This window comes from Psychrobacter sp. 1Y4 (assembly GCF_051847555.1).
In genome coordinates this window covers 26,967-40,826 of record NZ_JBPYDE010000008.1, presented here as the reverse complement: position 1 = coordinate 40,826, position 13,860 = coordinate 26,967, and the positions used below count along the sequence as shown (strand labels likewise).

The 13,860-nt window shown below is 44.4% G+C and carries 9 protein-coding genes and 2 tRNA genes; 6 read left to right on the top strand and 5 right to left on the bottom strand.

Annotated elements, in window-relative coordinates; translation table 11 throughout:
- Nucleotides 1-3: 3 nt before the first annotated feature.
- The 5 genes from ACS8FC_RS08400 to rsmH all read right to left on the bottom strand — a co-directional run bounded on the left by ACS8FC_RS08400 (nt 4) and on the right by rsmH (nt 7,299).
- Nucleotides 4-1,434: a UDP-N-acetylmuramoyl-tripeptide--D-alanyl-D-alanine ligase gene (locus tag ACS8FC_RS08400; protein WP_439296458.1), complete on the bottom strand. Its 1,431-nt coding sequence runs from the start codon at nt 1,432-1,434 to the stop codon at nt 4-6.
- 91 nt (nt 1,435-1,525) lie between these two features.
- Nucleotides 1,526-3,145, bottom strand: a complete 1,620-nt coding sequence (locus tag ACS8FC_RS08395; RefSeq protein ID WP_439296457.1) for a UDP-N-acetylmuramoyl-L-alanyl-D-glutamate--2,6-diaminopimelate ligase — start codon at nt 3,143-3,145, stop codon at nt 1,526-1,528.
- 131 nt (nt 3,146-3,276) lie between these two features.
- Nucleotides 3,277-5,376: a peptidoglycan D,D-transpeptidase FtsI family protein gene (locus ACS8FC_RS08390; protein ID WP_439296456.1), complete on the bottom strand. Its 2,100-nt coding sequence runs from the start codon at nt 5,374-5,376 to the stop codon at nt 3,277-3,279.
- Complete coding sequence (ftsL, locus tag ACS8FC_RS08385) at nt 5,376-5,852, bottom strand: cell division protein FtsL (protein ID WP_299221218.1); 477 nt, start codon at nt 5,850-5,852, stop codon at nt 5,376-5,378. Before ftsL ends, ACS8FC_RS08390 begins: the two co-directional genes overlap by 1 nt.
- 262 nt (nt 5,853-6,114) lie before the next feature.
- Nucleotides 6,115-7,299, bottom strand: coding sequence for a 16S rRNA (cytosine(1402)-N(4))-methyltransferase RsmH (rsmH, locus tag ACS8FC_RS08380; RefSeq protein ID WP_439296455.1), 1,185 nt, complete (start codon nt 7,297-7,299; stop codon nt 6,115-6,117).
- A gap of 262 nt (nt 7,300-7,561) precedes the next feature.
- On the opposite strand from rsmH, the gene gltX reads away from it, so the two are divergent.
- From gltX to ACS8FC_RS08350, 6 genes are all read left to right on the top strand, one after another.
- Complete coding sequence (gene gltX / locus ACS8FC_RS08375; protein ID WP_439296523.1) at nt 7,562-9,097, top strand: glutamate--tRNA ligase; 1,536 nt, start codon at nt 7,562-7,564, stop codon at nt 9,095-9,097.
- A gap of 280 nt (nt 9,098-9,377) precedes the next feature.
- A tRNA-Ala gene (locus ACS8FC_RS08370) sits at nt 9,378-9,453 on the top strand.
- 155 nt (nt 9,454-9,608) lie between these two features.
- A tRNA-Glu gene (locus tag ACS8FC_RS08365) sits at nt 9,609-9,684 on the top strand.
- Nucleotides 9,685-10,138: 454 nt separating this feature from the next.
- Nucleotides 10,139-11,197 (top strand): hypothetical protein, encoded by a 1,059-nt coding sequence (locus tag ACS8FC_RS08360; protein ID WP_439263010.1) that lies wholly within the window; start codon nt 10,139-10,141, stop codon nt 11,195-11,197.
- Between the two features lie 487 nt (nt 11,198-11,684).
- Nucleotides 11,685-13,082 carry a permease family protein gene (locus tag ACS8FC_RS08355; RefSeq protein ID WP_439263008.1) on the top strand — a complete coding sequence of 466 codons (1,398 nt, stop codon included), beginning with the start codon at nt 11,685-11,687 and terminating at the stop codon, nt 13,080-13,082.
- A gap of 88 nt (nt 13,083-13,170) precedes the next feature.
- Complete coding sequence (locus tag ACS8FC_RS08350) at nt 13,171-13,824, top strand: LysE family translocator (RefSeq protein WP_439263006.1); 654 nt, start codon at nt 13,171-13,173, stop codon at nt 13,822-13,824.
- The last annotated feature ends 36 nt before the right edge of the window (nt 13,825-13,860 follow it).

Genomic DNA, 13,860 nt, shown 5'->3' with positions numbered 1-13,860 from the left:
CGTCTACTCCTCAACTAGCGCATCAATAAGTGTTTCCATTTGCATGGAACGAGAACCCTTGAACAATACGGTACAAGGCTTGGCTTGCTGCGCTTGCAAAAACGTCTGCAAGTATTGTAGTAGACTTTCTTTGTCATCAAAGGCATGAGCACTGATCGCACTCACCTCTTTTGCACCTGCAACACTATAGGCTGCATATTCGCCTACACAGAGCAGTACATCGATACCCGTGGCACCAATAGTCCGTCCAAGGCTTTGATGTTCACTGACAGCAGCATCACCTAGCTCTGCGATATCGCCCAATACCATGACTTGCGTACCTGTTTGTGCAGCCAATACTTTAGCGGCAGCACGTACTGAGTGTGGGTTGGCGTTATAAGTATCGTCGATGAGCCTATGCATACCTAATAGCTGACTGTTTAAACGCCCCTTAGCAGGTCGGGCATTTTCTAAACCGATGACGATATCGCTGACATCGATATTTAGCGCATGAGCACAAGCAGCAGCAGCCAGAGCATTATTCACATTATGCTCGCCTGCCAAAGGCAAATTGATATCATGGACCTGATCGCCCACATGTAGCTTAAACTCACTGCGCTCAGGCTCTACGTCTAAGTGGCTGGCACTGACAACAGTGTTGCCAAAACCAATCACGTGTGAAGTATGCTTTTCGGCGATGCGGCGCAGTTGGTTGGTAAAATCATCTTTATCAGGGACAATAGCAAACTGAGCGTCCGTTAACGTGTGATAGATTTCAGCTTTAGTCTGACATATGCCTTCACGACTACCAAATTCCCCTAAATGCGCTGTACCGATATTTAATATACAGGCAACATCAGGGCGGACAATCTCAGTCGTATAAGCAATCTCGCCAATATGGTTGGCGCCCAGCTCTAGTATGGCATAACGATGATGATCAGACAGCTCAAGCAGCATCATCGGAACCCCCAAATCGTTATTAAGGTTGCCGCGAGTAATAAGCGTCGGTGCCAAGCGGCCAAAGATACTACCGAGCATCTCCTTACAAGTTGTCTTACCACTAGAGCCCGTAATGGCGATGACCGTCAAGTTTTGATGCTGCTGACGACGATAAGCGGCCAGATGCCCCAAAGCCAAACGGGTATCACTTACCACCAACTGTGGAATACTTGTAGAAATTGGACGTGATACGATTGCTGCGACTGCGCCTTGAGCAGCAGCGACATTGATATAGTCATGTCCATCAAAATTATCGCCACTGAGTGCTAAAAATATATCACCTGCCTTGATGGTGCGCGTGTCGGTTGTGATACGATTGCTTGTAACGCCAATCTCTGTGTCTGATTGGTCTTGTTGCCAGTGACTGCTAAGCGCCTCTGTAGCCGCCAGCAAGTTGTCTGCTTGCCAGACATAAAGCCCTTGCGACTGAATGGTATTGTTGTTGCCAGCTGTCATAATGATTGCCCTATATGGTGACTACGGTATTTCGTTATTTTTGTTTGTCTTGGCTTGATGGTTATATTTGGTTATGCATAAAACCCTATATTTATATGCGTCCCGCTTGTTGTAGCGCCTGCTGCAAAACAACGCTGTCATCAAAATCATGACGGACACCGTTGATCTCTTGGTAAGTCTCATGACCTTTGCCCGCAATAACCACAATGTCATTGGCGCTGGCGTGACTTACTGCATACTCAATCGCTCGTTGGCGGGCAGGCTCAATATGCGTACGCTGATACTGCTCTTCATTCATGCCAGCCTGCATATCTTGCAAAATCATATTGGGATCTTCAGTGCGCGGATTGTCGGCAGTTAATATTACTTGATCAGCACCAGACAACCCTGCTTGTGCCATTAATGGACGTTTACCTGCATCGCGGTCGCCGCCACAACCAAACACCGCCCATAACTGACCTTGGCAATGCGTTCTTAAGCTATCTAGCACTTGTGTCAACGCATCAGGAGTATGCGCGTAATCCACGATAAAGCATCCATCGGTCGATGGCACACGCTGCATACGTCCAACTGCACCTTGTAGCTGTGGTACCAAGCTGGCAACGCGCTCAAGGCTGATGCCTAACGCTACCGCTGCTGCAATTGCCGCCAGCAGATTGGCAACATTAAAACGCCCTAACAAAGGGCTGATAATGTTGATATTATTCACATCGTTACCTTGACTGGCATCTAGTACACTTCGTAAAGCAATTTTTACGCCTTGTAGACTAGGCTCAATCTTAGTAGCGACAAAAGTAGCAACCTCTGACGTATTATCAGCCTGCAAACTATATGTCCATACGATCAAATTACTGGCTTTAGCCGTATCAATCATTACGTTCGCATGCTCGTCATCGATATTAATAATAGCGTGCGTCAAGGTTGGAAAATGGGCTTTATCAAATAGTTTGGCTTTTGCAGCGACATACTCTGCCATATCGGCGTGATAATCTAGATGGTCTCGGCTTAGATTGGTATAAATAGCGACTTTGACGGGTACACCTTGTAACCGCTGTTGATCCAATCCATGCGAGCTGGCCTCAAGTGCTAATAAGTCAACATTTTGCTCGCCCATATGATACAAAAACTGCTGCACTGCTAACGCATCACCCGTGGTATGGCGCGCTTGTAACAATGCGTCAAGCTTACCATTACCTGCTGTGCCCATGACCGCGCTATCGCTACCAGCCAGCTGTGCCAATTGTGCGACAAGTTGACTGATCGTGGTTTTACCATTGGTACCGGTGACCGCGACGACTGTTGGCAATGTGATTGGCTGCTGATATTGCAAACGTGCTTGTATCAGGCTTCCTAAAAAATGGCGAATGTTAGGTACGTACAAGATAGGGCAAGGTAATATATCGGTATTATCAAACAGTGCTGATGGATTGATCTCTGAAAAGATAAGAGCTGCCCGTTTGCCAGCTTGTGATAGATAATCACGAATCTTTTGCGGGTCTTGACCTTGCTGCGTCTGACTCTTTAATAGTATAAACGCATCATTGTCAGCAACATGACGGCTATCTAAACGTAATTTATTAAAAGCAGTATTTGCTATAACTTCTGGATTTTTAGCACTGTGCACCATCTGTGATAATTGCTGCCCCAACGCCTCACTACTACTCTCTATAAGTTGTTGCAACGTAACAGCATTATGGGCTGATGGGGTCATGGGCAAATCCTAAACGATTGAGAAAATGAAAAATTAAGACGTAACATACATAAGTCATGCGTTAAAACCGCAGGTGACCTTTGTGACAGGTGTCCTTTATAAATCACCAAAAAGACACCTGTTTGCTAGGCTTATTCAGTCTTTAATGGCTTATCTAAAGGCACATTATACAAGCGCAAAGCCTCTTTCATTACGTTGTGAAAAACTGGAGCTGTAGTCAGGCCTGCATAAATTTGACTACGAGGGTCTTCGATCAAAACGACACCGACTAACTTTGGATTTGATGCAGGAGCCATGCCAGCGAATACGTTGCGATATTGGTCAGTATAGTAGCCACCATCTGGGTTAATCCGGCGCGACGTCCCTGTTTTACCCGCGACACGGTAACCATCAATAGCAGCTGCCTTCGCGGTACCACCTGGCTCTGTTACTGCCTCAAGCATTTTGACAATCGACATCGCTTGCTCATGCTCCATGATACGCTTACTGGGCAGTGCCTTATCAGTTTTAGTCAAAGTTAACGGGTGCATGACACCGCCAGAAGCCAATGCTGCATAAGCCTGTGCTACTTGAGCAAGCGTCACTTGTAGACCATAGCCATAGCTGACCGTCGCGCGGCGAGCCGTTTCTTTTTCTTTTGGTGTAGTCACCAAGCCTGCGCCCTCACCTGGAAATTTAAGCGGGGTTTTGGACCCAAAGCCAAATTGTTTTTGCATGTTGGTGATGGCATCAGGCGGTAGAGATAAGGCAATCTTGGTCGAGGCGACGTTACTCGATTTCTGTAGTAGCGTCGCCATATTAATCCTGCCTAGATTATTATGGTCGCGAATCGTGTAACCACGGACACGGATAGAACCTGGATTGGTATCGATTAAAGAGTTGGCCGTATATTTACCAGAGTCTAACGCAGCCGCGACCGTAAACGGCTTCATCACCGAACCTGGCTCAAAAACATCAAGTAACGCGCGATTACGTTGGTTTTCACCAGTCATCTCATTGAGATTATTAGAGTTAAATGATGGCCATGTCGATAACGCCAACACTTCACCAGTCTGTACATCGACCACCATACCAGTCGACCAACGTGCTTGCTGTAAGCGTCCTGCTTTCTCTAACTCTTTATAAAGCAAATACTGCAAACGCGAATCAATGGTCAACGCCACGTCCTGTCCTGCGATTTCTGGTTCGACTTGTTTGATTTCTCTTAGGCTGTTTTGTTTGGCATCTTTTAACACCAAAACTTTGCCATCATCCCCTGCCAATGTTTTTTCGTACTGACGCTCAATACCGGCACGACCCTCGTAACCTCCCTCAGAATCGCTGGCATTTTGCCCCATAAACCCGAGCAGCTGTGAATTGGGCTGCGGCTGAGGATAATAACGCTGAAAAAAGTTTTTTTCATAAACACCAGGGAAATCAAGTGAGCTGACACTTTGAGCAATCTCAGGCGTGACCTTATTTAACAACGGCAAATAATGCGAGCCGGCGCCCGATGGCAGTGCCGCTTTGACCGCTTCTTCATCAGTGACGTCAATACTCTCATCAATGGCGGCCGCTTTTTCAAGCTCAGCGACTGGAATATTGGCAGCAGCCGCTAAGCGGGTTAGATCCATATTGTCTAAGCGCTTTTGCATACGCGCTTGTAGCTGCGGACTATCAGGATTGGCGATTTTGACACGATTGAGCTCATAGTATTCGCGCGCATAATCATGCGGGCTAAACGATACAGTCGCAAGCGGTGCGCTGACGGCTAAAGGCAAATCGTTGCGATCGGTAATCATACCGCGATAGGATTTTTGTGTGCGTACGCTCGTGATGAGCTCATTACCTTTATCTTGATAAAACTGTGCGTTGGCTACTTGCAGATAATAGGCGCGTGCTATCAACAAGCCGAATATGACTAAGGCAATAGCCCAAATAGTACGAAAACGGTTTTTGTCGTTTTCAAAACCGCCACGTGAGGAGGCGCCAGAGGCTTTGCTAAAAATGACTTTTTTACGGTTTTTGACACTGGTATAAGCGCCTTGATTGTCGTTGTTCTTTAGGCGTCCAAATAGCTTACCAGCACGATTATTCGTTCCCGTTTTGGAAGATGTCGTGTTTGAAGTCTTACTGCCTGATTTGGCAGTATTAGTACGGCGTAGAGGCTTAATCACTTTACCACTGGCTGTTTTTTTGTTGGTATTTTTTGTTGTGCTTTTGCCAGTGCTTTTTGGTTTTTTATCACTCATTACTCTGCCTCCACAGCCGGTACTTCAGGAGATAAATCCGTAGTGGCTCGTGGTCCCATATCGTACGAACCATTCTCAGCTGAGTCAGTTACCACTGGTTCCAACGCAGTAGCGACGCCTGGCTGAATAATCAGCTTGTCCTTTAGCGTTGGTGAATACATCCCTAACTCAGCGACAGCGCGACTGGCAATCTGCGGTGTGGCACTAAAGGTTTGCTGCTCAATAAGCAAACGCTGGTGTTCTACTTGTAGCTTACGCTCTTGTTTCTTCATGTCTTGCAAGGTTCTATAATCCTGATGATATTGCTGAACATTTTCAGCCGTTTTGATACCGCTCCATACGATTGCACCTGCCAATAGCAACAGTACAACCACATAGATACTGACGACATTGAATCGACGCGCGAATAGTTCGCCAACATCGGTCGTATTGGACATAGCGGCGTGGTGGTTTGCAGGTTTGTCAGATATTGCCATGAAGATCTCAAAAAGTGGATTTGAAGTATAAAAGCGCTAACTGTTTTAGATTTACAAATAACTTATCAGCACCATCAATAAAACATAAAATCAAATATCTCAGCCAACTGACCAAAAAACAACCAAACGAAAAGTTAACTGCTGAGCCTAGCAGACAATATTTACAGCTTTTTAACAGTGGCGTAGCGATTAACACATTCGCGCACCATTTAGATAAACATTAGCAACCATACGTGGTTCGTCCAATGATTTCACCTAAGGTTTAAGATGCATCTGTCTGCTGATAAGCTGTATCAGTACGCGTTGCCATACGTAGCCATGCACTACGAGCACGCGGATTCTGGCTCGTCTCAGCTTTGCTTGGGCCGATACGTTTGGGCTTACTAAAATAACGTGGGCGTTTGGGCGGCATAGGCAAGTTTTCATCCTCTGGATACTGACCTTTACTATGACGCTGCAAAAACTGCTTGATACGCCGATCTTCTAATGAGTGAAAGCTGATCACAGCCAGCTGCCCTCCCGTTTTTAAAATCGGAATACTTTGTACTAAAAAGTCATCGACATCGCCAAGCTCGTTATTAATAAAAATGCGCATGGCTTGAAAGCTTTGCGTCGCTGGATGCTTACCGCGTTGCCAATTAGGGTGCGCAACTTTAATCACTTCTGCCAGCTCAAGTGTGGACTTGTAACTATCCATCTGTTTGATAGCGCGCGCAATACGGCGACTATGACGCTCTTCGCCAAACTCATAAAGTACGTTAGCCAAAGTCTCATCATCGACTTGCTCGAGCCATTCGGCAACCGACTGGCCACGACTGGTATCCATCCGCATATCGACCGCGCCATCACGCATAAAACTAAAGCCGCGACTACCATCATCAATCTGCGGTGATGAAATACCCAAGTCTGCCATTAGCCCATCAACTTCCATGATGCCTATGGCTGCCAGACTATCGGTCAACGTAGCAAAGCTATCATGCATGACATGTACGCGGCTATCTTCACTTGCAAGCTTACGAGCCACGCTAATAGCGGTCGGGTCTTTGTCAAAGACAATCAACTGCGCATCATCAGCAAGCTGGCTTAGTAGTAGCCTGCTATGACCGCCACGTCCAAAAGTCGCATCAACGTAAATACCACTTAACTGTAAGCTATTTTGGTCATCGTTGTCTGTCTGTTTGGGCAGTGATTTTACGCCGAGCACCGCAGCGACGGTCTCTTGTAGCAGCACCGCATCATGGACAAAGCTTGAATCATCAACCACTGTATCACTTTGACTAAACGCTTGAGTCGTTTGATCAAGCTGCTGGGCGGGCGCTTTAGTAGAGGCGTTTTTTATAGAAGATGAGCTAACCATTGATTCAGGTGTTCCGGTAGTAGAAGAAGGGTTGGCTTTGGTATCTGACGATGTTAATTTAGATTTTGGCTTATATTTTGGCACAGACACAAACAACTCAATAGATGACGACCAACAAGGCCAATAATTAGATAAAAATAAACAAGTTATGACTTGTCTAGCGTTATTATCGCAAGGATACATCTGTAGTCAAGCGCTAGAAGGCCTTTTCGTTAAAAATATCATGTCTCTCTGTTATACTAGCGCTATATTTTACGCTATTTTTCTACTTTAACGTCTATTCATTCGTATTTCTTACTCACGCGTACTTTTGATTGTCACTTTTCATCATAAATAACTTTTTGAGAACTTTATCATGCAAACCTCTACCCAAACCACTGTTAACGGCACGCGTCCTGTCCGTACTCGTATTGCACCATCACCGACTGGCTTTCCTCATGTCGGCACCGCTTATATTGCGCTATTTAACTTAGCCTTTGCTAAAGCCAATGGTGGTGAATTTATCTTACGTATTGAAGATACTGACCAAACCCGCTCAACTGAGCAGTCTGAACAAATGATTTTGGATGCACTGCGTTGGGTCGGTCTGGACTGGAGCGAGGGGCCAGATATTGGTGGTCCACATGCCCCCTATCGTCAGAGCGAGCGCAGCGATATTTATAAAGAACATGCCGAAAAATTATTGGATAACAATCATGCATTTCGCTGTTTTTGTACTAGCGAGGAGCTAGATACCATGCGCGCTGAGCAAATGGCCAATGGCGAGACCCCGCGTTACGACGGTCGCTGTGCTCATCTTGCGCCAGAGAAAACCGAGCAATTGGTTGCTGAAGGCAAGCCGCATGTGATTCGTATGCGCGTACCAACCGAAGGCGTCTGCCGCGTTGAGGACATGCTACGCGGTACTGTTGAGATTCCTTGGGAGCAAGTAGACATGCAGGTCTTACTAAAAACCGACGGCATGCCAACTTACCATCTTGCCAACGTCGTTGATGACCACTTAATGGACATCAGTCACGTCATGCGCGGCGAAGAATGGCTAAACTCAGCACCCAAACATCAGCTGCTTTATGAGTATTTTGGCTGGGAGATGCCGACCCTTTGCCACATGCCATTACTGCGTAACCCGGACAAATCAAAACTGTCGAAACGTAAAAACCCAACCTCGATTACCTACTATCGTGATGCTGGCGTACTACCTGAAGCGCTGCTCAACTATCTAGGCCGTATGGGCTACTCAACGCCTGACGAAGCTGAAAAATTCACCTTAGATGAGATGATTGCCAGCTTTGATATCCAGCGTGTGTCACTTGGCGGGCCTATCTTCGATATCGAAAAGCTTAATTGGTTAAATAGCGAATGGCTACGCGCGCTCACACCTGAAGAGCTAAAAAATAAAATTCTTGACTGGGCCAGTGACAGCGACAAGCTGACTGCTATCGCAGCGGCGATTCAGCCGCGTATTGAGCTATTGTCTGATGCGGTCAATTGGGGTGGCTTTTATTTCCAGAACTTACCTGATATCAACGCGGAAAGCTTTACGCATAAGTCGCTTGCGCCTGAGCAAATCATCGAGATGCTACAGCTGGCACTTTGGCAGTTAGAAACCTTGCCAACATGGTCGGAAGAAAATATTTATGCCACGCTAAAAGGTCTCGCTGCTCATCTCGATATTAAGATGCGCGACTTTATGGCGCCGTTCTTTATCGCTATCGCGGGTAGCACCTCATCGACGCCCGTCATGAACTCTATGGCGATTATCGGCGCTGATATGACCCTAACTCGCTTGCGTCATGCTGTTGATGTACTAGGTGGCCTCGGTAAAAAGAAACTGAAGAAACTTGAAAAACAAGCGGCAGAGTTGCCGGACTTTTTAGCTGCTAAGTAGTTTTTAACTATCATTTAACAAACCTGCTGAGTAACGACATAGCTAGTGAATAAAAGCCGGGGTCAGATCATATTGAGCTGACCCCTTCTGACGTTTTAGTAGTGCATAGGAGGAAGTTCTGAATTTTAATGCATGTTATTAAGCAAAGTTTGCGTTATTTTGGTCTGAATTAGTAGAGAAAATAGCTATAAACACTTTTTTTTATATATTTACGAATTATTTTTAAAATAGCAGTTGACAAGACAGCTGCTCTTACCTAAAATACGCACACTCTTAGCGAGGGGCTATAGCTCAGTTGGTAGAGCACTTGCATGGCATGCAAGGGGTCAACGGTTCGACTCCGTTTAGCTCCACCATACTATTTATAGCAACGCTCAGTACGACTGAAACGTAACCATAAATACTCGCTAGTAGGACGATATCAGCACCTAGGCAATGCTTGTTCTATTAATAGATAAGCACTCTGATATTGTGAAGTACCGTTGTAACCATAGGTTATAACACTCTATGCGTCCCCATCGTCTAGAGGCCTAGGACACCGCCCTTTCACGGCGGTAACGGGGGTTCGAATCCCCCTGGGGACGCCACTATTCGGCGTCAATTATTAGCACTTTTACAGACTTGTATTAGATTAGACTAATAATCGCACCACTAAAAAGCCCATTCACAATTCATTGTGAATGGGCTTTTTTATGCCTGTTTATCTACAAGTACGATAGAGACACAAACTTGCTATCACATCTGATAATTTTCGAATTCTTATATGAAAAAACCTAAAAGTAATAAATTTTAACTTTACAATCAATAGTTTAACTATTTTAACGACAAAGCCACACAAGCTTACAATTAGCGGATTTGGTGACACAAAATAACACCCTTATACACAAAGTCAGTGTTTCTCTACTTAACGCTATTATGAATATATTTCTCTATTAATTATGATTGCCTTGTACCTAGTGAAGACTTGTATAAGCTTCTTTATAGAAATCAACAATAATGATATGCAAATTAGCGTTAAATAATATGTGATAAGGAATTGTTATGTTACCTACCTATACGCCTCAACGTCGCCCTTCATGGCGCGGCGTGCTAGCAGGTCTTATTATGGGACTGCTCGTAGTCATGGCGATGATTGCCATCGCTTTAATCCTAAGCTCATTTATACCGTTTGACTTAAAAGGTACTAGTATTGCTGCTGGTATCTATGCTGCTATTACTGCCTTAGTCAGTGCTTATGTTGCAGGCTATTTTGCTATCAAATACTCTGCACCCGAAGCCTTGTTTGGTGATGGTACAGATGTCGACCAAAAAGACGCTACGTTGACTGGTATGTTGACTGCTGCTTTAATTGTATTGGTAACCACGTTTTTCACTTTTAGTAGTGCAACTGGCATCCTAGCGACGGCTGGTAATGCTGTTGGTGGTACGGTTAGTACAGTAGCAAAAACTGCAGGTGGCGTAGCAGCGGCTGGTACATCAGCGGCAAGTACAGCAGCCATCACTGCACCTGATAGTACTGTTACGCAGGTTCAGCAAAAAGCGCAAGAAGTTTACCAAACCGTATCTGGTAACATCAGCAAAGCAGATATCAGCGCTATGGTAGCCAAGAATACTCAAGATTTAAACGATCAACAAATCCAAGCGACGACTAATGTATTGGATGAGATGATTAACGAAACCAAAACTGACGTTACTGATATGGACTTCACCAGTATCGACACATGGCGCAATATTGATGAGTATGCAAAACAACGCATGGCGTCTATTGAGCAGACATTAAAAGGTCCTGAGCTAATCAACCGCTTACAGCAAGAAGGATTGAGCGAAGCGCAAGCGACTGAAGTACGTTCAGAAGTAGTACAGTCATTTAATGAGTATAAAACACAAACTGAGCAATATATCGCGCAAGCCCAACAAACCGTTGATCAAAACTTACAACAAGCTGAAGACGTTGCTCGTAAAGCTGCCTTGTATAGTGGTCTATTTTGGTTAATCAGCACTATTTTAACTTTCATCGCTGCTACTATGGGTGCCAAAAGCGCTGCTACTAAGCATCGTTTAGATAAGCCTATCGTTACTTGGGGTGACAATGTTAGATAAGCTGTTAGGAAGAATAAGGAAGTTGTAAAATACTTATTTCTGATAGAGCTTATTAATAGTTATTAGTTATAGAAAAAAGCCCAGTTACAATATATTGTAACTGGGCTTTTTTTGTCTGCTTAATTGTTCCCAGTTTATCATTTAATATATAACCTTTGACTGGTCACGATAGTGGGGTACACTTTAACTAATCCAATTTACACTGGTTTTTTCCTTACAAGCATCGTTGCTTTAATTATTTCAACCACGTATTATGTTTTTCGAAAAATACCCAAAAGTCATTTAACAATTGATTTTATTGAATAATTTTAATAAAGCCATAATCAATCTTCGAATAAGAATTCTTATCTTTAAAAGGTCTAGCCAAACAGTACTTATAATTGGCCAATATTCTTCAAAGAGATTCTTCCTTATTTCAATAAAAAATTCTAACCAATTTAAATTAAAGCTAGCTCCATAAAAAACTCACTTAAAAGGATTTAAGACGATGGCTATCGTTCGCAAGCACGGTGAAGAACAGCCTTATTGGCCTGCTGGCCCCTTCAAAATACGCCTGCCCTTTATACACTACCGCTGGGAGATCCCTGAAATGCTTCAGGGATTATTCATGTTTATGGTTAGCCTTGCCATGATCCCACTGCTGGAACAGTATCTAGGCATGCCGTACGATGCAGCACTAGCATTTTGTGTGATTGCTGGCCTCATGTATCTACTGCCTTCCTTACTTGGCGTGCCGCTTGTGCCCGGCTGGATTACCCCAGCTATTCCCATTGTCATTTTATATTTGCAAGCTTTTGAGCCAGGACCGCAAGCGGTACAAGCAATGTTTGTGCTGCAATTAGAAGTATTTTTGATATTTATCTTCTTTGGTATCACTGGACTGAGTAATCGTATAGTAGGTTTTATCCCTAATTCCTTAAAAGCCGGGGTCATTATTGGCGCGGGTATCGCCGCCTTGATGGGAGAGATACAAGTAGGTGGCCGCGTAGAAGCCACACCGATCTCGTTGATCATTGGCGCTATTATCTCCGGTTACGTGCTATTCTCAGTCTCTTTTAAATATATGGTTCAATACAGCCGTTTCGCAAAAGTGGTTGCCAACCTAGGTATGATCTCAGGTATGTTCGTGGCGATGATTATTGGCTGGGTTATCGGTGAGTATCCGCTACCTGATATTGAATGGGGTATTACTCAGCCTAACTTTGGCGCGATGACTGACTTTCTGATTTTTAATGTCGGCCTGCCTGATATCAGTGTTTTCTTACTTGCCTTCCCGACCGCGATGATCGCTTATGTAATTGCTTTTGGTGATATTTTGGTCGGTCAAGCGCTCAGTGAGCGTGTCGATGAAATCCGTCCTGATGAAAAAATTGAGACCAATATCACGCGTATCCATATCGTCACGGGTATTCGTAACGGTGTGCTGGCCTTTTTTGCCCCATGGCCGGGGCTAGCAGGACCTATTTGGACTGCAGCTCATGCTACCCTTGCTGAGCGTTATGCGCTTGGACGTAAAGCCATGGACTCGATCTATAGCGGCGGTGGCACCTTTTGGTGGACAGGCCTTGCCGCTATATTTATATTACCGCTGGTCACGCTCTTTAGACCGGTACTCCCCATTGCGCTGTCACTAACGCTACTATTAACTGCCTATATTTGTATCATGGTAGGTATAGAGCAGCTAAAAACCTCAGCTGAGCGCGGGGTTGCTGGTATTGTAGCAGTAACTTTGGCCATGCCAGCGGCGCAGTCAACTGTTTATGCTATTGCCATTGGTATCGTGCTCTATATCTTGATCGAAAGACCAAATGCTAGACAGCGCAAAGAGATGCAAGCAAATTCTCTGTCAGACAGTAAAATTGACTCTGTTGATAAAGACTATTGATAAAATGCTTTGATTAAGCGGATATCAGAAGAGCATTTTTGTTCTTCTGATACCCGCTTTTTTATGATGTTTAAAAGGTATGTTGACTATGTTTGGTATTGAAAACTATCTGGGCTTTATCTTGGCAGCTATTTTACTAAACCTGACACCTGGCACAGATAGCATGTATATCATTACGCGTAGTGTCTCACAAGGGAACAAAGCCGGTCTCTATTCTGTACTGGGCATTGTCACTGGAATACTAGTACACACGGTATTGGCGGCATTAGGACTATCAATCATTTTAGCCAACTCTCCACTAGCATTTACTATCGTTAAATATATTGGTGCCAGCTACCTATGCTATTTAGGGTTTAAAATGCTAACCAGTAAATCGAAATCTATCCTATCAGACAGTTTGCCCAATAACGGAAAACTTGTACAAGCTGAGTCTTTGAATTATAGGCGAATCTATAAGCAAGGCGTATTGACCAATACTTTTAACCCTAAAGTGGCTTTGTTCTTTTTAGCTTTCTTTCCTCAGTTTGTCGATTCTAATTACGCTCATGGCATGTTGTCCTTTTTAATTTTAGGGCTTACTTTTGCCGTAACTGGCCTAATATGGTGCACGTGTTTGGCATTATTGGCGTCACAGTTTAGTAAAAGCCTGAGAGAAAACCCAACAACTGAATCTATTTTGAATAAAATAAGTGGTGTGGTGTTTATTGGCTTAGGTATTAAGCTGTTGACTGAGAAGGGTTGAGAAAACTGCTATAAATGTCCAAATAAGCTACTTTTT